The organism is Actinomycetota bacterium (assembly GCA_036280995.1).
GTDB lineage: Bacteria > Actinomycetota > CALGFH01 > CALGFH01 > CALGFH01 > CALGFH01.
Genome location: DASUPQ010000254.1, coordinates 1 through 21973 on the forward strand (window position 1 = coordinate 1; position 21973 = coordinate 21973).

General features: G+C 75.4%; 19 protein-coding genes and 1 pseudogene. 9 read left to right on the forward strand and 11 right to left on the reverse strand.

Annotation, left to right across the window (positions count from 1 at the left end):
- Positions 1 to 25: 25 nt before the first annotated feature.
- From typA to VF468_08520, 3 genes are all read right to left on the reverse strand, one after another.
- A complete protein-coding gene (gene typA / locus VF468_08510; protein HEX5878348.1) occupies positions 26 to 1858 on the reverse strand; it encodes a translational GTPase TypA in 1833 nt (610 codons plus the stop codon).
- 30 nt (positions 1859 to 1888) lie between these two features.
- A complete protein-coding gene (locus VF468_08515) occupies positions 1889 to 3481 on the reverse strand; it encodes an alpha-amylase family glycosyl hydrolase (protein ID HEX5878349.1) in 1593 nt (530 codons plus the stop codon).
- 67 nt (positions 3482 to 3548) lie between these two features.
- Entirely contained in the window at positions 3549 to 4490 is a 942-nt protein-coding gene (locus tag VF468_08520) for an MBL fold metallo-hydrolase (protein HEX5878350.1), read from the reverse strand.
- Positions 4491 to 4533: 43 nt separating this feature from the next.
- Between VF468_08520 and VF468_08525 the strand changes: the two genes are divergently transcribed.
- A complete protein-coding gene (locus VF468_08525; protein HEX5878351.1) occupies positions 4534 to 5382 on the forward strand; it encodes a Rieske 2Fe-2S domain-containing protein in 849 nt (282 codons plus the stop codon).
- 1 nt (position 5383) lies between these two features.
- On the opposite strand, the gene VF468_08530 is transcribed toward VF468_08525, so the two are convergent.
- Both VF468_08530 and VF468_08535 read right to left on the reverse strand, forming a co-directional pair.
- A complete protein-coding gene (locus VF468_08530) occupies positions 5384 to 5974 on the reverse strand; it encodes a GAF domain-containing protein (protein HEX5878352.1) in 591 nt (196 codons plus the stop codon).
- Positions 5975 to 6083: 109 nt separating this feature from the next.
- A complete protein-coding gene (locus VF468_08535) occupies positions 6084 to 8108 on the reverse strand; it encodes a thioredoxin domain-containing protein (GenBank protein ID HEX5878353.1) in 2025 nt (674 codons plus the stop codon).
- Positions 8109 to 8157: 49 nt separating this feature from the next.
- On the opposite strand from VF468_08535, the gene VF468_08540 reads away from it, so the two are divergent.
- The 3 genes from VF468_08540 to VF468_08550 are packed head-to-tail and all read left to right on the forward strand — an operon-like array spanning position 8158 to position 10301.
- Positions 8158 to 8541, forward strand: coding sequence for a nuclear transport factor 2 family protein (locus tag VF468_08540; GenBank protein ID HEX5878354.1), 384 nt, complete (start codon positions 8158 to 8160; stop codon positions 8539 to 8541).
- A gap of 9 nt (positions 8542 to 8550) precedes the next feature.
- A complete protein-coding gene (locus VF468_08545) occupies positions 8551 to 9525 on the forward strand; it encodes an aminoglycoside phosphotransferase (protein ID HEX5878355.1) in 975 nt (324 codons plus the stop codon).
- Entirely contained in the window at positions 9522 to 10301 is a 780-nt protein-coding gene (locus tag VF468_08550) for a methyltransferase domain-containing protein (GenBank protein HEX5878356.1), read from the forward strand. The genes VF468_08545 and VF468_08550 overlap by 4 nt, the downstream gene beginning before the upstream one ends.
- A 10-nt stretch (positions 10302 to 10311) precedes the next feature.
- On the opposite strand, the gene VF468_08555 is transcribed toward VF468_08550, so the two are convergent.
- Positions 10312 to 10686: a glyoxalase superfamily protein gene (locus VF468_08555; protein ID HEX5878357.1), complete on the reverse strand. Its 375-nt coding sequence runs from the start codon at positions 10684 to 10686 to the stop codon at positions 10312 to 10314.
- Positions 10687 to 10706: 20 nt separating this feature from the next.
- Positions 10707 to 11351: an MOSC domain-containing protein gene (locus VF468_08560; protein HEX5878358.1), complete on the reverse strand. Its 645-nt coding sequence runs from the start codon at positions 11349 to 11351 to the stop codon at positions 10707 to 10709.
- A gap of 73 nt (positions 11352 to 11424) precedes the next feature.
- On the opposite strand from VF468_08560, the gene VF468_08565 reads away from it, so the two are divergent.
- Positions 11425 to 11904, forward strand: coding sequence for a pyridoxamine 5'-phosphate oxidase family protein (locus VF468_08565; GenBank protein HEX5878359.1), 480 nt, complete (start codon positions 11425 to 11427; stop codon positions 11902 to 11904).
- Here the strand turns inward: VF468_08565 and VF468_08570 are convergent.
- Positions 11873 to 15361, reverse strand: a complete 3489-nt coding sequence (locus VF468_08570; GenBank protein ID HEX5878360.1) for a BTAD domain-containing putative transcriptional regulator — start codon at positions 15359 to 15361, stop codon at positions 11873 to 11875. The genes VF468_08565 and VF468_08570 overlap by 32 nt on opposite strands.
- A gap of 125 nt (positions 15362 to 15486) precedes the next feature.
- On the opposite strand from VF468_08570, the gene VF468_08575 reads away from it, so the two are divergent.
- The gene (locus tag VF468_08575) at positions 15487 to 15696 is read left to right on the forward strand and encodes a hypothetical protein (GenBank protein HEX5878361.1); all 210 of its coding nucleotides are present in this window, start codon (positions 15487 to 15489) and stop codon (positions 15694 to 15696) included.
- Entirely contained in the window at positions 15693 to 17282 is a 1590-nt protein-coding gene (locus tag VF468_08580) for an AMP-binding protein (protein HEX5878362.1), read from the forward strand. The genes VF468_08575 and VF468_08580 overlap by 4 nt, the downstream gene beginning before the upstream one ends.
- Here VF468_08580 and VF468_08585 read toward each other — a convergent pair.
- Positions 17279 to 18316, reverse strand: a complete 1038-nt coding sequence (locus VF468_08585; GenBank protein ID HEX5878363.1) for a PHP domain-containing protein — start codon at positions 18314 to 18316, stop codon at positions 17279 to 17281. The two genes, VF468_08580 and VF468_08585, sit on opposite strands and share 4 nt — an antisense overlap.
- Positions 18317 to 18424: 108 nt before the next feature.
- Between VF468_08585 and VF468_08590 the strand changes: the two are divergent.
- Both VF468_08590 and VF468_08595 read left to right on the forward strand, forming a co-directional pair.
- Positions 18425 to 18562: pseudogene (locus VF468_08590) on the forward strand (SRPBCC family protein).
- 193 nt (positions 18563 to 18755) lie between these two features.
- A complete protein-coding gene (locus tag VF468_08595; GenBank protein HEX5878364.1) occupies positions 18756 to 19811 on the forward strand; it encodes a L,D-transpeptidase family protein in 1056 nt (351 codons plus the stop codon).
- Between the two features lie 63 nt (positions 19812 to 19874).
- Here VF468_08595 and VF468_08600 read toward each other — a convergent pair whose 3' ends face one another.
- Positions 19875 to 21041 (reverse strand): hypothetical protein, encoded by a 1167-nt coding sequence (locus VF468_08600; protein HEX5878365.1) that lies wholly within the window; start codon positions 21039 to 21041, stop codon positions 19875 to 19877.
- Positions 21042 to 21180: 139 nt separating this feature from the next.
- Positions 21181 to 21973: IS481 family transposase (locus VF468_08605; protein ID HEX5878366.1), on the reverse strand; the 793-nt coding region annotated here is incomplete at its 5' end.

Genomic DNA, 21973 nt, shown 5'->3' on the forward strand with positions numbered 1-21973 from the left:
GGGGTGGTCCCCCGGTGAACGCCTCTCAGCGTCCCTGGCGGGCCCGCTTGGCGGCGCGGCCGCGGGCGGCGGCGTCCAGGACCTTCTTGCGCAGCCGCAGCTGGGTCGGGGTGACCTCGACCAGCTCGTCGGGGCCGACCCGCTCGATGGCCTGCTCCAGCGACAGCACGGTCGGCGGGACCAGCCGGATGGCCTCGTCCGAGGCGTGGGTGCGGATGTTGGTCTTCTGCTTCTCGCGGGTCGGGTTGACGTCGATGTCCTCGGGGCGGGCGTTCTCACCGATGACCATGCCCTCGTACACCTGGGTGCCGGGGCCGACGAACAGCTCGCCCCGCTCCTGGAGCTGCCAGAGGGCGTAGCCGGTGGTGGTCCCGACCCGGTCGGCGACCAGGGCGCCGTTGACCCGGTCGTTGATCGGCCCGGCCCAGTCGTCGTAGCCGTCGAACAGGTGGTGCAGGATGGCCGTGCCCCGGGTGGCGGTGAGCAGGGTGGAGCGGAAGCCGATCAGCCCCCGGGCCGGGACCCGGAACTCGAGCCGCACCCAGCCGGTGCCGTGGTTGACCATGTCGGTCATCCGTCCCCGGCGCAGGGCCAGGCCCTGGGTGACCACGCCGACGAACTCCTCGGGCACGTCCAGGGTGACGGCCTCGTACGGCTCCTGGACCCGCCCGCCGACGGTGCGGGTGATGACCTCGGGCCGCGACACCTCCAGCTCGTAGCCCTCGCGGCGGGCCTGCTCGATCAGCACGGCCAGCTGGAGCTCGCCCCGGCCCTGGACCTCGAAGGTGTCGGGGGAGGGGGTGGGCAGCACCCGGATGGCGACGTTGCCGAGCACCTCCCGGTCGAGCCGCTCCTTGAGGTGCCGGCTGGTCAGGTAGGCGCCGTCGTTGCCCGCGAACGGCGAGGTGTTGACCCCGAACCGCATCGAGATGCTCGGCTCGTCGATGGACACCACCGGCAGCGGGCGGGGGTCGTCGGGGTCGGTGACGGTCTCGCCGACGGTGACGTCGCCCAGCCCGGCGATGGCCACGATCTCCCCCGGCCCGGCGTGCTCCAGATCCGACCGGGACAGCCCGATGGCCCCGGCGATCTTGGTCACCTTGGCCAGGGCAAGGGTGCCGTCGCGCCTGGCCACCCCGACCCGGTCGCCGAGGCGGACCTCGCCCTGCCACAGCCGTCCCACGGCCAGGCGGCCGACGTACGGGTCGGCGTCCAGGTTGGTGACCAGGAACTGGAGCGGGTGCCCGGGCTCGTAGGACGGCGGCGGGGTGGTGGCCACGATCGTCTCCAGCAGCGGGGACAGGTCGTCGGCGAGGTCGTCGGGCCGGTGGCCGGCCCGTCCGGCGCGGGCGTTGGCGTACAGGATGGGGAAGCCGATCTGGTCCTCGTCGGCGTCCAGGTCCAGGAACAGCTCCTCGACCTCGTGGACGACCTCGGCCGGGCGGGCGTCGGACCGGTCGACCTTGTTGACGCAGACCACCACCGGCAGCCGCCGCGCCAGCGCCTTGCCGAGCACGTAGCGGGTCTGGGGCAGCGGTCCCTCGCTGGCGTCGACCAGCAGCAGCACGGCGTCGACCATGCGCAGGGTCCGCTCGACCTCGCCCCCGAAGTCGGCGTGACCGGGGGTGTCGACCACGTTGACCCGCACCCCGCGGAACTTCACCGCCGTCTGCTTGGCCAGGATGGTGATGCCCTTCTCCCGCTCCAGGTCCATCGAGTCCAGGACCCGGTCCACGACCTCCTGGTTGGCCCGGAACACCCCGGACTGGCGCAGCATGGCGTCGACCAGGGTGGTCTTGCCGTGGTCGACGTGGGCGACGATGGCGATGTTGCGCAGGTCGGAACGGATCGCGGGCACGACGCCAGCGTAGCGGAACGGTTCCCGTGCTCAGCCCAGCTCGACCACGACGCCCTCGTCGCCGCGCAGCTCCAGCGTGTCGCGGACCGCCCCGCCGTCGCGGGCGGGGTGGGTGGAGCACGCGACCCGGCCGGCCCGCTCCGGGCCGGGGAGGTCGAGGCGGGCCGGGCCGGGGCCGAGGTTGAGGGCGACCAGCCAGCGGGCGTCGCCGGCGGTGCGCAGGTAGGCGAGGAGGTCGCCGTCGGCCTCGACCGGCTGGTAGGCGCCGGTGTGCAGGGCCGGGGTGCGGCGGCGGAGCCGCAGCAGGCGGCGGTGGAGGGTGAGCATGGAGGCGGGGTCGTCGCGCTGGCCGGCCACGTGCAGGGCCCGGTTGGCCTCGCCCAGCGGCAGCCAGGGGCGGCCGCTGGTGAACCCGGCGCCGGGGCCGTCGTCCCAGGGCAGCGGGGTGCGCTCGGGGTCGCGGCCGCGGCCCGGGATCAGGTGGGTGATCGGGTCCCTGACCTGGTCCGGCGGGATCGGCACGTCGTAGAGGCCGAGCTCGTCGCCCTGGTAGAGGACGGGTGTGCCCGGAAGGGTCAGCAGCAGCATGGCCGCGACCCGCGCCTGGGCGGGGCCGACCCGGCTGGCCACCCGGGACACGTCGTGGTTGCCGAGGACCCAGTTCGGCCAGCCGCCGGCCGGGAGGGCGGCCAGGTAGCGGTCGACGTAGCCGGCGATGCCCCTGGCCTCCCAGGCGGCGGTGAGCAGCTCGAAGTTGAACGGCACCTGGATCCCGTCGCCGCCGACGCCGTAGTAGGCGATGGTCTGCTCCAGCGGCAGCACCAGCTCGGCCAGCAGCACCCGGTCGTCGCCGAACTCGTCGACCACCTTGCGGATCCGGGCGGCCAGCTCCCGGGTCTCGGGGCGGTCGACGTTCCAGACCGACAGCTCCCGCATGTAGGGGAGGTCCTCGCCCGGCCGGTAGCCGGGGTTGGGCGGGTTGTCGCGGAGCTGGTCGTCCTCGACCAGCAGCGACAGCACGTCGATGCGGAACCCGTCGACCCCGCGGCGCAGCCAGAACCGCAGGGTCTCGAACATCGCCTCCTGGACCTCGGGGTTGCGCCAGTTCAGGTCGGGCTGCTGATCGAGGAAGATCCGGTAGTAGTACTGGCCGGTGCGCTCGTCCCAGCGCCAGGCGCTGCGGCCGGCGTAGTCGAGCCAGTTGCTGGGCGGGCCGCCGCCGGGCCGGGGGTCGCGCCAGACGTACCAGTCGCGCCGGGGGTCGTCCCTGTCCGAGCGTGACGCCTGGAACCAGGGGTGCCGGTCGGAGGTGTGGTTCGGCACCCAGTCGAGCAGCACCCGCAGCCCCAGGCCGTGGGCGGCCGCGATCAGCCGGTCCAGGTCGTCGAGGGTGCCGAACAGGGGGTCGACGCCGCAGTAGTCGCTGATGTCGTAGCCGCAGTCGGCCATCGGCGAGGGGTACACCGGCGACAGCCACAGGGCGTCCACCCCGAGCCAGGTCAGGTGGTCCAGCCGGGCCAGCAGGCCCGGGAGGTCGCCGACCCCGTCGCCGTCGCTGTCCATGAACGAGCGCGGGTAGATCTGGTAGATCACCCCGCGCTGCCACCAGGTCGCTTCCCCCATGGGCGGTGCAGCCTAGCAGCCAGCGGGGACAGTTCGGCCCGTGGGCGACCTCCGACCGCTGTCCCGCTCAGAACTGGAAGACCGTCCCCACCGACGGCTGCACGAACGCGTCCGGGAGGGCCTGGGCCAGGCGGTGGGTGGCCTTCCAGCCGGTGCAGTGGCCGGGGACGACCCGTTCGACCCCGAAGGCGGCGAAGGCGGCGATCGACGGCTCGATGATCGGCTCGAACACGGCCCCGGTCAGGTGGAAGCCGCCCACGAACCCGATGATCCGGTCGCGGCCGGTCAGCCGGCGGGCGTTGTCGAGCACGTTGACGGCGCCGGCGTGGGAGCAGCCGGACACCACCACCAGGCCCTTGCCGGCGACGTCGACGATCACGTTCTGGTCGTCGAGGATCAGCGGGTCGGGCTCCCAGCCAGCGCCCGCCCTGGCCTGGTGGATGGGAAAGCCGACCTCGAACTCGGTGACCCGGGGGACCTGGCCGGAGACGAGTGCGCGGCCGTCGAGCAGCAGGGTGGGGCCGCGCTCCTCGACCACCTCCAGGCCCTCGGCCTCCAGGTCGGCCCGGCTCGGCGGGGGGAGGTGGAGCTCGGCCCCGGTCGGGAAGGTGATCTTGCGCTCCCGCCACGCCCCGGGGTGGAGCAGCAGGGGCAGGCGGCGGCGCCCGGTGCGGGCGGCCAGGCCCTCCAGGCCGCCGTGGTGGTCGACGTGGCCGTGGGAGATGACGATGGCCCGCAGCCCGGCCGGGTCGACCTCCATGACGTCGAGGTTGTTGGCCAGGCCCTTCGGGGTCATGCCGCCGTCGTACAGGATCGAGCTGCGGCTGCCGCCGGCGGTGACCGTGACCATGGCCGAGAAGCCGTGCTCGGCCACCAGCTGCTCGCCGTCGGAGAAGTCGTAGGCCAGGGGGAAGCGCCGCACCCCTTCGGCCCCGGCGGCCAGGATGTCGACGTAGTTGTCGACCACCAGGGTGACCTCGACGGTGTCGACCGGTTCCAGCTCGACCATGCGGGGTAGCCTTCCATATCCGCTCGCCCCAAGGGGAGGTCCCGTGCTGCTGGAGAAGGCGATGAAGCGCTTGGAGGAGGCCGAGGCCCTCGATCAGCCGGCCGAGGCCGTGGTCGCCGTGGTGGGCCCGGCCACCCGGCCCCGACTGGTCAAGAACGCGCTCAGCGGCACCTGGCTGGGCCACCGGTTCCACCCGCTGATGGTGCCGCTGCCGATCGGGTTCTGGAGCGGCGCCCTGCTGTTCGACGTGGTCGCCACCAGGCGGGCCAGGTGGGCGGCCGACGTGCTGGTCGCAGCCGGGGTGGCCGCCGCCGTGCCGACGGCGGCGGCCGGGCTGTCGGACTGGGCCGACGCCGAGCCCGAGGGCCGCCGGGTGGGGCTGGTCCACGCCGGCTGCAACACCCTGGCCCTGGTGTGCTACTCGGCGTCGCTGGCGGCCCGCCTGCTGGGGCGGCGCAAGGCCGGGGTCGGGCTCGGGCTGGCCGGGGCGACGGCGATCAGTGTCGGCGGCTACCTCGGCGGCCACCTGTCGTACGTCTTGGGGGTCGGGGTCGAGCGCAGGCGGTTCGCCGGCGGGCCGAAGGAGTGGACGGCGGTGCTGGACGCGGGCGAGCTGGCCGAGGCCACCCCGCGGGTCGTCCGGGCCGGCGACGCCGACGTGCTGCTGTACCGCGAGGGCAGCCGGCTGCATGCGCTGTGGGCCAGCTGCACCCACGAGGGCGGTCCGCTGGCCGAAGGCACCTTCGCCGACGGGTGCGTGACCTGCCCCTGGCACGGCAGCACGTTCCGCCTGGCCGACGGCAAGGTGGTCCGCGGCCCGGCGGCCGCCTCCCAGCCCGTCTACGAGGCCCGGGTCACCGACGGCAAGGTGGAGGTCCGCACCCTCCCCTGAGTCAGCCGCCCTCGGCGTCGGGACGGTCGGCGACCCCGCGCAGGGCGTCGAGCAGGCGGTCCAGCAGCACCCCGCGGAGGCGGGCCTCCAGGGCCATGGAGATGAGGCTGGCCACCACCCCGCCATAGGCCATGGTGGCGGCGATCTCGCCCACCTCCCAGTCCCGGGCCCGGGAGCTGTGCAGGCTGAGGGCGCCGATCGGCCGGCCCCCGGGCAGGGTCAGGGGGGCGGCCAGCACGGCCCGGACGGCGGCCCGGTCGATCAGGTGGCGCAGGTCGGGCCAGCGCCCGTCGGCGGTGACGTCACGGGAGGTGACCGGCAGGTCGCCGGCGAACGAGTCCAGCGCCGGTCCGGCGCCCAGCCGCTCCTGGGCGGTGGCCAGGCCCCGTCCCGGCGGCCCGCTGGCGGCGGCGCAACGCAGCACGTCGTGTTCGTCGGCCAGCATCACCCCGGCGCCCTGGGCCCGCAGCACCATGACGGCCGCGTCGGCCACCCGCTGGAGGGCGGCGGCCAGGCCCTCCCCGGTCAGCCCGTCCGCGCCTTGGAGCAGGAGCCGCAGCTCCCGCGTCACGGACTTCCGGTCGATCGGCACGGGCGACGCCCCTCGCGCGTCCCCGGCCAGGAGACGCGAGCTCGATTGGCCCTGCCGCCTGTGACTTACCTGCCCGGGGACCTGCCAAACCCCGGCGTTGGCGGCCGGCTCAGGCCAGCTGGGCGGCCAGGTCGGCCGGCTCGGTGACCGGCCGCTGGCAGACGAAGTGCTCGCAAACGTACGCGGTGGCGCGGCCCTCCAGGGCCGGCCGGTCGGCCAGCAGCGGCACCTCGGCCTGGGCGGTCGTGTCGTCGGGGGCGGCCGCCGCCAGCACCCGGTTGGGCTGGTAGGCGCCCCACACCCGGGCGAGCAGGGCCCGGGTGTCGTCGGCCCCTGGCCGGCCGACGATGGCCACCTCCCTGACCCTGGCCAGGGCGAAGTCGGCCGCCCCGAGGGCGTGCCCGAACCCGGTCGGGGCCCGGCCGAGCACCCCGAGGACGGGCCGGAGCGCGTCCAGCCCGGCCCGCTCGGCGTCCGGGTCGCCGGTCAGGCGGCCGAGGCGCTGGAGCACCTCGGCGGCCACCGACGAGCCGGCCGGGACGGCGTTGTCGAACAGCTCCCGGGGCCGGACCACCAGCCGCTCGGCGTCGCGGCCGGTCTGGTAGAAGCCGTCGCCGCCGGGGTCGGCGAACAGCTCGACCATGGCCGCGGCCAGCCGCCGGGATTCGCGCAGCCAGCGCAGGTCGAAGGTGGACTCGTACAGGGTCAGGCACGCCTCGGCCATGCAGGCGTAGTCGTCCAGGTAGCCGGGCCCGCCCTTGCGGCCGTCGCGCCAGGAGCGCAGCAGCCGCCCGTCCTCGCCGGCCAGCTCAGCGAGCACGAACCCGGCCGCGGCCAGGGCGGCGTCGGTGTAGCGGGGCTCTTCGAAGGCCCGCCCGGCCTCGGCCAGGGCCGAGACGGCCAGGCCGTTCCAGGCGGCCAGCACCTTGTCGTCGGTCGCCGGATGGACCCGGGCCTCGCGGGCCTCGAACAACCGCGGCAGCGCGGCCGCGACCTCGGCCTCCAGCCCCGCCTCGGCGGGCTGGGGGGTCCAGAGAACGTTGGTGCCCTCCCAGTTGCCCTCGGGGCTGGCTCCCAGGTGCCGGGCCACCGGCTCGCCGGCGATCCCGGCCAGCTCGTCCCATGACCAGACGAAGAAGCGGCCCTCGACCCCCTCGGAGTCGGCGTCCTGGGAGGAGAAGAACCCGCCGTCGCCGTGGCGCAGCTCGCGCAGCAGGTAGTCGGCCGTGCGGGCGGCCACCGCCCGGTAGCGGTCGTCGCCGGTGAGCTGCCAGGCGTGGGTGTAGAGCCGCACCAGCAGGGCGTTGTCGTACAGCATCTTCTCGAAGTGCGGGACCAGCCAGCGCCCGTCGGTCGAGTAGCGGTGGAAGCCGCCGCCGACCTGGTCGAAGATGCCGCCGGCGGCCATCCGGTCAAGGGTCAGCCGGACCATGCCGAGCGCCCCGTCCTCGCCGCGCAGGTGGCAGCGGAGCAGGAACTCGAGCGTCATCGGCTGAGGGAACTTGGGGGCGGCCCCGAACCCGCCCCAGGTGCCGTCGAACGCCCCCCGGAGGCCCTCGAACGCCTGCTGCAGCGTCTCGGGGGCGAGCTGGCCGTCGCCGTCCCCGCCGAGGGTGCCGGCCTGGGCGGCCAGCACCTGGACGACCTGGTCGCCCTGGCGTCGGGCGTCGTCGCGGCGCTTCTCCCAGGCGTCGGCGACGGCGGCCAGTACCCGGCGGAAGCTGGGCATGCCCGGCCGGTCGACCTTCGGGTAGTAGGTGCCGGCGTAGAAGGGGCCGCCCTCGGGGGTCAGGAACACCGTCATCGGCCAGCCGCCGTGGCCGGTCATGGCCTGGACGGCGTCCATGTAGATGCCGTCCAGGTCGGGCCGCTCCTCGCGGTCGACCTTGACGCAGACGAAGTCCCGGTTCATCTGGATGGCCGTCTCGTCGTCCTCGAACGACTCATGGGCCATCACGTGGCACCAGTGGCAGGCGGCGTAGCCGATGGAGAGCAGGATCGGCTTGTCCTCGGCCCGGGCCCGCTCCAGGGCCTCGGGCCCCCACGGGTACCAGTCGACCGGGTTGTGGGCGTGCTGGAGGAGATAGGGGCTGGTCTGGCCAGCCAGTCGGTTGGGGGCGGGCTGCTCGCTCATCGGCTCAGTGTAGGCTCGGACGGCGAACCGGCTGAGCAAGGAGGACGCCGTGGACACCGAGGCGGTGGCGGCCTGGCTGGACGGCTACAGCCAGGCCTGGGGCACCTACGACCGCGAGCAGATCGAGGCGCTGTTCAGCGAGAACGCCGTCTACTTCTACGACCCGTTCAGCGAGCCGGTGCGGGGGCGGGAGGCGATCGTCGCCGACTGGCTGGCGGACCGCGACGAGGCCGGGACCTACGAGGGCAGCTACCGGCCGGTCCTTGTCGCCGGGGACGCGGCGGTGGCCAGGGGCTACAGCCGTTACTACAACACCAACGGCACCATCCGCGACGAGTACGACAACCTCTTCCTGCTCCGCTTCGACGCCGACGGGCGCTGCGCCGAGTACCGCGAGTGGTACATGCAGAAGCCAAAGCCGGAGGACGCCTGAGGCACGGCGATGAGGTCGCTGCTGGCCGACGTGGTCACGCGGGAGCCGCTGGCCGCCGCCGACGGCCGTTCCGGGAGCCTGCTGGAACGGGTCGTCCTGGCCGACGGCCGGGCGCTCGTGGTCAAGCACGTCCGCGACGGGGGCGACTGGATCATGCGGGCCAGCCACGACCACGGCCGGGCGGCCGAGCTGTGGTCGTCGGGCGTGCTGGCCAGGGTGCCGGACGTCATCGACCACGCCGTCGTCGGGGCCGAGCGGGCCGAGGACGGCTGGGTGGTGATCATGCGCGACGTGTCGGCGGCCCTTGTCCCCGACCACGCCCGCCTGTCCCGCGGCGACAGCCGCCGGGTCCTGGAGGCGGCCGCCGCCCTGCACGCCCGCTTCTGGGACGACCCGCCCCTGGAGCTGTGCTCGATGGCCGACCGCTACCGGTTCCTCTCCCCGGCAACGGCCCGGCGGGAGGCGGACGGCGCCGACGAGGTCCCCCGGCTGATCGGGCGCGGCTGGGAGCGGTTCGCCGAGGTCGTCCCGGCCGACGTGGCCGAGCCGGTGCTGGCCGTCCTGGAGCGGCCGGAGCCGTTCGCGGCCGCCCTGTCGGCGTTCGGGTCGACCCTGCTCCAGGGCGACCTCAAGCTCGGCAACCTGGGCCTGACCGCCGACCAGGTGGTGATGCTGGACTGGGGCACCCAGACCGGCTGGGGGCCTCCGGCGGTCGAGGTCGCCTGGTACCTGGCCATCAACTGGAGCCGCGTCGACGCCACCCGCGAGCAGGTGCTGGACGACTTCCGGGCCGCCGAGGGCGACCGCCACGACGAGGACGCCCTGCGCCTGGCCCTGCTGGGCGGCCTGGTCCAGCTCGGCTGGGACAAGGCGCTGCACGCCAGCGGCCACCCCGACCCTGCCATCCGGGCCCGCGAGGCCGCCGACCTGGCCTGGTGGACGGCCCGGGCCAGGGACGCCCTGGCCGTGTGGTCGCCGTCGTGACCGGGGCGGGCCCGCGGGACCGGCGGGCCAAGCGGCTGTTCGCGGCCGCCTACGACGCCGCCGCCAGCGGGTTCGCGCGCAGCGCGGACCGGCTCGTCTACGCCTACCTGGCCCGGCCGCTGGCCCGGGCCCTGGCCGGGACGGCCGGCCCGGTGCTGGACGTGGCCGCCGGGTCGGGCGCCCTTGGGCGGCTGCTGCCGGCGGCGGTGGCCCTCGACCTGTCCGCCGCCCAGCTGCGCCACAACCCGCTCCCGGCCCGCCTCCAGGGCGACGCCGAACGGCTGCCGTTCCGCGACGACGCCTTCGCCGCCGCCGGCTGCGCCTTCGGCATCAACCACTTCCCCGACCCGGGGGCCGCCCTTGCCGAGATGGCCCGGGTCGCCCCCCTGGTCGGGGTGCTCACCTGGACCCGGCCCGAGGCGCCCTACCTTCCCAAGCAGGCCGTGCTGGAGGTGGTGGCCCGCCACGCCGGCAGCGACCGCACCGCCGCCGGCGCCCTCGCCGACGAGCTCAGCGAACGGGTCGGCTCCCCCGGCGCCGTCCGCGCCCTGCTGGACGGCGCCGGCCTGCGGCCCGAGGTGACCGAGGTCGAGGTCGACCTCCCCTGGCCGGGCGTGGCCGCCTTCGTCGACTACCGCCTGGCCACCGTCGGCGTCGCCGGCCTGCTCGAGGACCCGGCCACGGTCCGCCGCGAGGCCATCGCCGCCGTCGCCGCCCTTCCCCCCGACACCCTCCCCTGGACCCCCCGCCTGGTCCTCGGGGTCGGCCGCCGCTAGGGCGCCGGCCTCAGCCCCTGGCGGCGACGATCACCCGGTTGCCGTCGGGGTCGGCGACCTCGGCCATGCGCTCGCCCCACGGCTGGTCGGCCGGCTCGGCCAGCACGCGGACGCCGTGCCCGCGCAGGTGCTCGACGGCGGCGTCGCAGTCGTCGGCGTACACCCAGAGCGTGAAGCGGCGGCCGTCCGGAGCCGGCCCACCGTCGGCCGCGTCCTGGTCGGCGCCGATGCCGAGGTGGGACCGGCCCAGGTCCAGGGCCACATAGCCCGGCTCGCCGTCGGGCGGGAACTGGTAGGTGACCTCGAAGCCGAGCAGGTCCCGGTAGAAGCTGAGCGCCCGGGGCAGGTCCGCGGTGGAGAGGATGGGGAACAGCTCCTGGAACATCCCGCCTCCTCGAAGTGGTCTCAGGACCGGCCGGGGCTGGTGGCGAGTTTCTCGGCCCACTGCTTCCAGGTGCCGGACAGCTCCGGCGCCTGGAGCAGCCGGGGCGCGCCGGCGTGGTCGTCGTGGTAGATGCGCGACACCTCGGCCACGGTGAGGCCGTGCCCGGGCCGGTGGACGACCTCGACCGGGTCGCCGGCGCCGAGCTCGCCCTCGGCCAGGACGCGGAGGTAGGCGCCGGGCCGGCGGGCGGCCGCGAACCGGCGCGGGAACGCCTGGCTGCCCATGCGGATCCCCAGCTTGTAGCAGGGGGTGCGGGGCGCGGTGACCTCGAGCAGGGTGCCGCCGGCCCGCCAGCGCTCGCCGACCACGGCGCCGCTGACGTCGATCCCGCGGACGGTCAGGTTGTCGCCGAAGGTCCCCGGGCCCAGCGCGCGGCCGAGCTCGCCGCCCCACCACTCGTAGTCCTCGGCGGCATAGGCGTACAGCGCCTGGTCGACGCCGCCGTGGACCTCGGGGTTGCCCTGCTCGTCGCCGTCGACGTTGGTCGCCCTGACCCGGACCCGCCCGGGCACCGGGTCCTTCCAGATCGCGGTCCGCACGACCTGGCCGCGCCAGCTGACCTCCCTCGGGGTCCCGACGTTCACCGACTCGACCACTCCCGCCACGCCAGCCTCCAGTCCGTCGCAGCCGTTGGCTAGGATCCAGGCTAGTCCCACACGTCCACCGCGGGAGGTGCCGATGGACCCCGTCGCCGAGCCGATCGACCTGCCGGCGGGATACGGGACGGCGACGACGACCATGGACTGGGCGGCCGTCCGGTCCCGGCTGGAGGAGGCGCCGCGCTACTGGCTGGTCACCACCCGGCGCGACGGCCGCGCCCACGTCGTGCCCGTCGACGGCCTCTGGCTCGACGGCGCCTGGTGGTACGGCGGCAGCCCCGACACCCTCCACCAGCGCAACCTGGAGCACGACCGGCGGGTCGTGGTCCACCTCGAGGACACCATGGCCGCGGTGATCCTGGAGGGGTCGATCGAGAAGGTGCCGCCGTCGCCCGAGCTGACCGAGCGCCTGATGGCCGCCTCCAAGGCCAAGTACGGCTACGCCCCGCCTCCCAACGCCTACTCCGAAGGCGCCTGGGCGCTGCGCCCGGAACGGGCCCGGGCCTGGAGCGCCTTCCCCACCGACGTCACCCGCTTCCGGTTCGGCCGAGCGGGCTAGCGGGTCCGCTGCTGGTCACGGCCTGGACGGCGGCCAGGTCGGCGCGGCAGCCGAGGGCCGCGAACCCGGCGGCGGCCCGCTCCAGGTGGCCGCTCCGGTCCAGGCCGAGCGGGGAGCGCTCGGTCCCGGCCAGCTGGCGGCCCAGCTCGAGGTGGGCCCTGGCCAGCTCGTACGGCATGGCCAGGCGCTCGGCGGCCTGGACGGCCCGCGCCCAGGACCGGGCCGCCTGCCGCGGGCGACCCTCCAGCCGATGCCAGGAGCCCGCGTCGAGCAGGCCACGCGGGCGGGCCATGGGGAAGGCGCGGCCGTAGCGGTGCAGCCGGCGCAGGCCGGCGGTGGCGGTGGCCCGCAGCTCGGCCGGGTCGGCGCCCGGCGGCTCGTCCTGCTCCAGCAGGGCCCGGCAGACCTCGGGAACGCCGGCGTGGGCCTCGATGGTGTAGGGGTGGAACGAGCGCTCCGGGCCGCCCAGGGCGGCGGCGGCGCGGATCGAGCGCCAGGCGTCGGCCGTGCGCCCGCCGGCGAGGCGGAGACGGGCCGCGGCGACGTGGAAGCGGACGGCGTCGATGGTGGGAACCCCGCCGGCCAGCAGCGGCTCGGCCTCCTCCACGATCCCGGTCAGGGCCGGGTCGCCCGGGTCGGTCCGCAGGCGCGACTCGGCCAGGACGAGCAGGCTCCACAGCTGCACCTGCGGGTCGCGGCGGTCGCGGCCGGCGGCCAGCGCCTCGTCGCTCATGGCCGCGGCCTCCTCGAACCGGCCCGTCAGGTACCGGGAGACGCCGCCGAGGAGCAGCAGCTGGTCGACCATCCGGTGCAGCCCGGCCGCTCGCCCCACCTCCAGCGCCCGCGGCAGCCCGGCGTCCAGGGCCGCCCAGTCGCCCACCCCGATCCAGTGCAGGCTGGCCACGACCTGGGTCCAGGTGACGGCCATGGGGTCGGTGGTCCGCCCGGCGGCCGCGGCGGCGGCCCGGACCTGGCGGCGGGCCAGCCGGTGGAGCCCGCCCGCGGTCAGGGAGTTCCCCAGCCCGGCCTGGTTCATCATCATCAGGTCGGCCCGCCCGGCCCGTTCGGACAGGTCCAGCGCCCACAGCGCCATCGGGATCAGCGGCGCCTGGTCCTCCAGCATCCAGCAGGCCTCCTGCAGCTGATAGCAGACCGCGGCCGACTCGGCTGCCCGCTCGCGCCGGTCCCGGTGCCGCTCCACCGGGCTGCCCGGCCGCAGCCGCCGCAGCGGCCACCGCAGGACCTGGCTGCCCAGCATCTCCGACCACCCGAGGGTGGACGTCGGGAGCCGGTTGCCGAGCAGGGCCAGGGCGCGCTCGAAGTGCTCCCGGGCCGGGCCCATCTCGCCGAGCTCCATGTGGGCCGCGGCCAGCAGGCGGTGCCAGTGGGCCCGGAGCGGCGCCGGGACCTCGCCGCGCCGGAGGGCGGCGGCGAAGACCGCCTGGGCCTCCCGGAACCAGCCCTTGCGCCGGTACTGCTGCCAGAGCCGCTCCAGGTGGCGGTCGAGCTCCGCCGGGTCGGCGTTGGTCACCAGCCAGTCGGTGGCGGCCCGGAGGTTCTCGACGTCGGCGTCCAGGTCGACCGCGGCGGCCGGCGGCCGGTCCGGGTCGGGGAGCAGGCCGGAGAACCAGGCGGCGTGGCGCCGCCGGACCTCGTGCTCGTCGGCCGGGTCGGCGGCCAGGCGCTGGGCGGCGTCCTGGCGGAGCAGCTCGTGCATGCCGTAGCGACCGTCCTCCTCCGCCTCGACCAGGGAGTGGTCGACCAGGCCGGCCAGCAGGGGCAGCCCGGCGCCGGCCACGGCGGCGGCCGCGTCCAGGTCGAAGCCGCCTCGCAGCACCGAGAGGCGGGCCAGGGCCTGGCGCTCGCTGGCGCCGAGCAGCTCCCAGGACCAGTCGATCACCGACCGGATGCTGCGGTGGCGCGGCTCCACGTCGGGGGCGGTCGTCTCCAGCAGCTCGCCGCCGGCGGCCAGGCGGTCGGCGATGGCCGCGGGCGAGGCCGAGCGCACCCAGCGGGAGGCCAGCTCGATGGCGAGGGGCACCCCGGCGACCAGCCGGCAGACCCGCGCGACCCCGGCCAGGTCGGCGGCCGGCCGGAACCCGGACCGCAGCAGCCGGGCCCGCTCCTCGAACAGCTGGACGGCGGCGTAGCCGGCCGCGTCCGCCTCGGCCCCGGCCGGCGGGTAGGGGAGGCCGGACACCTCGACCAGCCACTCGGCCCCGAGCCCCAGCCGCCGCCGCGACGTGCCCAGCATCTGCACCCCGGGGGCCCGGGTGAGCAGCTCGGCCAGCACCCCGGCGGCGTCGCGGAGCTGCTCGAGGTTGTCGAGGATCAGCAGCAGCTCCTGGCCGGCCAGGTGGTCGGCGAGCAGCTCCGCCGGGTCGCGGGGGACGGCCAGGGACACGCCCAGCGCGGCGGCCAGGTTGGTCACCACCAGGTCGGCCGCCTCCTCCGGCCGCGCCGGGCTGGTCCCGACGAACGACACCGTCAGCACCCCGTCGCGGTAGCGCCCCCGCCGGGTCGCGCCGGCCTCCAGGGCCAGCCGGGTCTTGCCGATGCCACCCGGCCCGACCAGGGTCACCAGCCGGCAGGCGGGGTCGTCGAGCAGGGCATGCAGCCGGGCCAGGTCTTCCTCCCGCCCGATCAGCGAGGTCAGCGGCCGCGGCGCCGCGGCCGCCCCGGCCGCGGCCGCTCCGGCCCCGGCCGGGGCCGGGCCCAGGTCGGCGAACCCGCCCGCCTGGGCGATCTGGTCGCGCAGGGCGACGGCGGCCGCCGACGGCTCCTCGCCCAGCTCCTCGCGGAGCAGATAGCGGCAGGTCTCGAACTGGGCCAGGGCGGCGCCGCGCTGGCCACCGGTGGCCAGGAACCACATCAGCGCCCGGTGCGCCTCCTCGTGCAGCGGCTCCAGCTCCAGCATGCGGCGGGCGACCTCGACCCCGGCGGCGGTGTCGCGGCGCTCGCGGGCGTCCTCGACGGCCCGCTCCAGCAGCGCCAGCTGGTCGGCCCGGGCGGCGGCCCGCCGGCCGAGCACCCACTCGTCGAACAGCTCGGCCCCCTGGACCTCGAAGCCGGCCAGGAGCTCCCCGCGGCAGAGCCGGGCCCCGGCCAGCAGCTCCTCTCCCTCCGGCCGGACCGCGGCCAGCCGCGCCACCTCGACCGCGTCGACCCAGACCGGCCGGGCCGGGTCGAGGGCGACCGACTGCCTGGTCACCAGCAGCTGCTCCGGCAGCGCCCGGCGCAGCTTGGTCAGGGCCAGTCGCAGGTTGGCCCGGGCGGTCTCCTCGGGAAGGTCGCTCCAGAGCAGGCCGGCCAGGGCCGAGCGCGACCGCGCCGTCCCGGTCACCGCCAGGTGGACGAGCAGCGCTGTCGCCTTGGCCGACGCCAGCCCGGCCACCGGGCGCCCGTCCACGGCCAGCTCGGTCGCCCCGAGCACACGGACGCGAAGCCTCTGCTCCATCGTCGCCCCTGCCATCTCCTCTCCGCACCTTATCGGAACAGCGGCGCGAACACGACGGACAAACGGTCGGGAAACGCCGGCCGGCTAGGGTCCGGCCAGATAACCGACTCCGGGAGGAGCCCATCGTGGACGTCATCGCCTGCCCCGACCCGACCTGCCAGGCCCCGGCCTGGGTGTACGACCGCTGGACCTGGCCGTCCACCGACGGCCCGGTCGAGCACGTCAAGACCGGCTGCGAGGCCGACCACCACTTCACCCCGATGGCCGCCTCGCTGGTCCCGTTCCGCGGCCCCACCCCGGTCACCACCCGGCGCCCGGCGGAGGTCGTCCGATGACCGCCGCGCCCGTGGCCAGCCCCCGCAGCTGGGCCGGCGAGCCGCTCGAAGGCCACGACCCGGTCTCGCTCCCCCGCTTCCTCCTCGAGCACGCCCGGGACCTTGGCGACAAGCCGGCCCTGGTCGACGGCCCGACCGGCCGGACCCTGTCCTACCGGCAGCTGGCCGCCGGGGTCGAGCGGGTCGCGGCCGGCCTGGCCGCGCGCGGCTTCGGCCACGGCGACGTGCTCGCCGTCTCCAGCCCCAACCTGCCCGAGTACGCCCTGGCGGTCTACGGGGCGATGGCCGCCGGCGGCGCCGTCACCGGCGCCAACCCCCTGCTGACCGCCGACGAGCTGGCCGGCCAGCTGGCCGACTCGGGCGCCAGCGTGCTCGTGACCGTGCCGCCGTTCCTCCAGACGGCCAGGGAGGCCGCGGCCAGGGCCGGGGTCCGGGAGCTGATGGTCTTCGGCGAGGCCGACGGCGCCACCCCGTTCGCCAGCCTGCTCGGCACCGGCGAGCCGCCACCGGCGGTGGCGATCGACCCCATCCGCGACCTGGCCGTACTCCCCTACTCCAGCGGCACCACCGGGCTGCCCAAGGGGGTCGAGCTGACCCATGCCAACCTGGTCGCCAACGTCCGCCAGACCCAGGCCGCGCTCGGGTTCACCCCCGACGACGTGGTCGTCGCGGTGGCGCCGTTCTTCCACGCCATCGGCCTCAACCTGATCCTTCCCTGCAGCCTGCGGGCGGGGGCGACGGTGGTCACCATGTCCCGGTTCGACTTCGCCGGCTTCCTCGAGATCGTCCAGGGGCACCGCGCGACCTGCACGGTGGTGGTCCCGCCGGTCGTCCTCGCCCTGGCCAGCCATCCGCTGGTCGACCGCTACGACCTTTCGTCGCTCCGGTTCCTCGGTTGCGGGGGCGCCCCCCTCGGCGCCGACGTGGAGCAGCGCTGCGCCGAGCGGCTCGGCTGCCTGGTCGCGCAGGGGTTCGGCATGACCGAGGGGTCGGCGACGTTCGCCATCGCCCCGCTGGAGGCGCCGCGGCCCGGGTCGGTCGGCCGGCTCCTGCCCGGCACCGAGGGCCGGATCGTCGACCCCGAGCACGGCACCGACCTCGGTCCCGGCCGCACCGGGGAGCTGTGGCTGCGCGGTCCCCAGGTCATGCGCGGCTACCGCCACAACGCGGAGGCGACGGCGGCGACCGTCGACGGCGACGGCTGGCTGCACACCGGCGACCTCTGCTACGTCGACGCCGACGGCTACCTGTTCGTGGTCGACCGGCTCAAGGAGCTGATCAAGTACAAGGGCTACCAGGTGCCCCCGGCCGAGCTGGAGCACCTGCTGACCGCCCACCCGGCCGTCGCCGACGCCGCCGTGGTGCCCCGCCCCGACCCCCAGGCCGGCGAGGTCCCGGTCGCCCACATCGCCCTCCGGGGCGAGGCGACCGCCGAGGAGCTGCTGGCCTGGGTGGCCGAGCGGGTCGCCCCCTACAAGCGCCTGCGGGCCGTCCGCTTCACCGACCAGGTCCCGCGCTCCCCGTCGGGCAAGCTGCTGCGCCGCGTCCTGGTCGAAACCGAGCGGGCCGCGGCCGCCGGCAACTAGCCGCGCCGGCGGCCGGCCCAGGCGAGCAGGCTTTCGGCGTCGCGGGTGTTGACCACCTGCTCGGGGGTGACCCCGCAGGCGAAGGCCCGCTCGCAGCCGCCGAGCTGCCAGTCGAGCTGGCCGGGGGCGTGGGCGTCGGTGTCGATGGCGAAGCCGCAGCCGGCCTCCACGGCCAGCCGGAGCAGGCGCTTGGGCGGGTCCTGGCGCTCGGGCCGGGAGTTGACCTCGACGGCGACCCCGTGCTCGGCGCAGGCGGCGAACACCGCCTCGGGGTCGAACTCGCTCTCGGGGCGGCCCCGGCCGGCCACGATGCGGCCGGTGCAGTGGCCGAGGACGTCGGTGTGGGGGTTGGCCACGGCGGCGACCATCCGCCGGGTCATCTCCGGGCCGGGCATGCGCAGCTTGGAGTGGACGCTGGCCACGACCACGTCGAGCCGGGCCAGCAGCTCGTCGGTCTGGTCGAGGGTGCCGTCCTCGAGGATGTCGACCTCGATCCCGGTGAGGATGCGGAAGGGGGCCAGCTCCTGGTTGAGCCGGGCGACCTCGTCGAGCTGGGCCCGCAGCCGCTCCGGGCTGAGGCCGTTGGCGACCGTCAGCCGCGGTGAGTGGTCGGTCAGGACCAGGTACTCGTGGCCGAGGTCGCGGGCCGCGGTGGCCATCTCCCCGATCGGGCTGCCCCCGTCGGACCAGGTGGAGTGGGAGTGGCAGTCGCCCCGGAGGGCGGCCCGGAGGGCGGCCGCGCCCTCGGCCACCGGCTGGCCCTCGATCGCCTCCAGGCGGCGCAGGTACACCGGGACCTCGCCGGCCAGGGCCTCGCGGATGGCCCGCTCGGTGACCTCGCCGATGCCGGGCAGGTCGCGGAGACCGGGCCCGGGCGCGGCGGCCAGCCGGGCCAGCTCGTCCGGGTCGGTGGCGTCCACGGTGGCCGCGGCCCGCCGGAAGGCGCGGACCTTGTAGGTCGGCTCGCGGCCCCGCTCGAGCAGGAAGGCGATGCGGCGCAGGGCGGCCGCCGGGGCGAGGGGCGGGTCGGTCATGGTCCAATGCTGGACCCGATCCGACCGAGCGACCAAGCGGAGGCGCAGCACGCGATGGGCAGGCAGATCCTCAGCCCGACGGCCAGCGGCACCGCCACCGAGCTCAGGCTGTCGACCGTCTGGGAGGGCCACGGCGGGATCGGCGGCCTCTTCGAGCGCACCTTCGCCCCGAGGGGCCTGCGCCGCATCCACGGCGAGCTGCTCGACAACCTGACCCGGCGGCTGGGGGCCGAGCCGAGCCCCTGAGCGGCTTGTAACGATCCGTCCTCGAACCCCCAACGATCCCCGTTGGTGGTTGTCGAACGCGTGTCCATCTAGTAGGAAAGGAACACGCTCGGTGGTCGGCGCGCTTCAGGTTGGGGGGACGGCGAGCCGAGGGATGTGTCCGAGTGTGCCACTCAGGGAAGGATCTGAATCGATGAATGTACCGCGGGTTCGGTTGCCAAGCTGGAAGCGCCCCGCTGGGCTGTCCGGCTGGCAGCGCCTTGCCGCGGTCGTCGTCCTGGCCGTGGTGCTGCTGGCCGCCATGAGCGTGGCCGCCACCGCCCGGGTGAGCGCCTCGTCGGGCCGGGTCCTGACCGGCGTCACCGTCGGCGGGGTCGACGTCGGCGGCATGACCCGCGACGAGGCCGTCGCCGCCGTCAAGGCGACCACCGAGCCGAAGCTGCGCCGGGGCGTGTTCGTGGTCGGCGGCGACAAGCGCTGGCCGGTCACGCCGGCCGGGCTCGGGCACGCCGCCGGGGTCGAGCAGGCGGTCGACAAGGCCCTCAGCGGGCCGGAGCTCACCTGGTACGCGGACTTCTGGCACCGGCTGACCAGCAAGCCGGTGACCCACTCGGTCGACGTCGCCCTGGCCACCGACGACGCCAAGGTGGCCGGGTTCGTGCGCGCCCTGGCCCCCAAGCTGGCCGTGGCGCCCACCAACGCCTCGATCAAGCTGGTCGACGGCAAGGTCGTCAAGCAGAAGGCGAAGAACGGCCGGGTCCTCGATATCAAGGCCAGCACCCGCGCCCTGGCCAAGGGCCTGCGCGGCGACGCCGGCAAGGTCAAGCTGGTCACCAGGCCGGTCGCCCCCAAGGTCACCAACGACAAGCTCGGCAAGACCATCGAGATCAACCTGTCCACCAACCGGCTGACCTTCTACGACGGCCTCAAGGTGCGCAAGGTCTACCCGGTGGCCACCGGCCAGCCCAGCTTCCCCACCCCGCAGGGGACCTGGGAGGTCGTGTACAAGCGGGTCAACCCGACCTGGACCAACCCGGCCCCCGACGGCTGGGGGGCCGACATGCCCAAGTCGATCCCGCCCGGCCCGGGCAACCCGCTCGGCACCAGGGCGATGTCGCTGAACGCCTCCGGGATCCTGATCCACGGCACCTACGCCAGCTACTCGATCGGCAGCTACGCCTCCCACGGCTGCATCCGCATGCACCTGTCGGACGTCGAGGCCCTCTACCCGCAGGTGCCCATGGGCACCCCGGTCCTCATCCACCGCTAGCCGACGACCGGCGGAGCCGGTCGGAATCTCATTGGTCGTCGGCCGCAGGCCGACTCCGCGCCGTCATCCGGTCAGGTAGCGCTCGGGCACGGCGGGGACGGCGCGGACGTCGGTCCAGCCGCCCTCCAGGTCGAACAGGTAGGCGGGGAGCAGGTAGGCGACCTGGGCCGGCCGGTCCTCGGTGGCCACGGCGGGGGCGAGCAGGAGGCCGAGGCGGACCCCGGTGACGGTCGCGACCCGTGCCGGCAGGCTCGTGCAGGGGACCTTGCCGCCCGCCGGGCACGGGTCGAGCTCCACGGCCGGCGCCTCGGCCCGGGCGATCGGGCCGAACGGACCGGACTTCTTGAGCTGCTCGAAGCCCTGCTCGACGCCGATCAGCGGGTAGGTGTCGGCCGGGGCCGGGGTGGCCAGCCAGCCCGAGGCGTGCTGGACGACGCCCTTGGCGCCGACGTCGATCCTCCAGGCGAACCCGGAGGTCGGCTGGCCGCCCACCGCCGGGGCGATGGTGACGGTGCGGGTGGCGAAGCCGCGGGTGACCTTCACCTCGGCCCCGTCCAGGTCGAGCCCGGCCCTGATGGCCAGGTCGCGGGCGACCCGCTCGGCCTCGGCCCGGGTGGGCAGGTCGCGGGGCGGGAACGGCCTGGCCGGGGCCACGGGCGGGCTGGCGACGGGGGCGTCGGGGTCGAGGCACTGGACGCCGGCGCCGGGACGGTAGGGACCGCCGCCGGACCTGAGCGGGCAGGGGCTCAGGAGCCCCGCACCGTAGGTCCAGGGCGCCCCGGCCAGCTTGTGGACGACCAGGGCACGGCGGCCGTCCCGCAGCGTCCAGCCGTTCGCCTCCTCCCGGGGCTGACCGCCAAGCCCGAGGGCGGCGGCCAGGGCGGCGACCCGGCCCGCGTCGGCCGTGTCCCCCAGCGTCCAGGCCCGCCCCTCCTCGGGCAGGCTCGGAAGGGGACCTCCCAGCCGGTAGGTCACCCGCGGCCAGGGCCCGGCGACGGCGCCGGACCCGGAGGCCCGGCCCGGCTCGGTGCCGCCCGGGGCCGGGGCCGGCTCGATGGCCGTGCCGGCGCCGTCCGTGCCCGCGGTGGCCGGGCCGGCGGTGCCGAGGTCGAGGGCGGGGAGGACGGCCGGCGACCGGTCGCGGCCGCCCCGGGCGGCCAGCACCCCGCCGGCCACCAGCGCGACCGTGACCACCGCGGCCACCACGTAGGCCACGACCCGCCTGCCCACCGTGCACCACCACCCTGTCCGGTCCGGGGAACGTCACCATGTTGGACGCACCCGGTTCCCGGCCGGTTCCCGCAACGGCTTGGAGCCGGACTTCGGCCGACGATCGACAGACTCCGACCGGCCCGGCCGGGCCGGTCGGCTAGGTGTAAGGCTCGGGGAGGTTGGTGCAGCGGGTGATGGGTGGACGACCGCTGAGTGCGCTGTGGGGCCGGTGGTGGTTATACCAGTGCAGCCAGGGTGAGAAGGCGGCCCGGCGGGCCGCTTCGCTGGGATAGAGCCGTCGATAGGCCCAGCCCTCGACCAGGGTGCGGTTGAACCGCTCGACCTTGCCGTTGGTCTGGGGCCGAGAGGGTCGGGTGCGGGTGGCGGTGATCCCTAGCTGCTGGCAGGTCTGGCGCCACCGGTGGCTGCGGTAGCAGCTGCCGTTGTCGGTTAGCACCCGCTGGGTGACAACGCCATGGTCGGCGAACCAGGCCTGGGCTCGCTGCAGGAACCCGACCGCAGTCTGGCTGGTCTCATCGGGGTGGATCTCGGCATAGGCCAGCCGGGAGTGGTCATCGACCGCGGCGTGGATGAACCCATGACCGATCAGCGGGTTGCGATGCCGGCTGTGGTGGCCGCTGGAGCGGTCGGCCTGGCGGTTGCGGCCACCGACAGCGCGGCCCAGGAACCGATGGCCACCTCCGACCGGGATGCTGCCCAACTTCTTGACATCGATGTGGACCAGGTCGCCGGGATGGGGGTGCTCATAGCGACGGATGGGCTGGCCGGTGGCCCGGTCCAGATGGGCCAGGCGACTGATGCGGCAGCGGACCAACACGGCATGCACCGTCGAGGGAGCCAACCCGACCCGAGCGGCGATCTGGACCGGCCCGAGCCGCTGGGTCCAGCGCAGGTGCACGATCTGGCGCACCACCGGCGCGGGGTGCGCC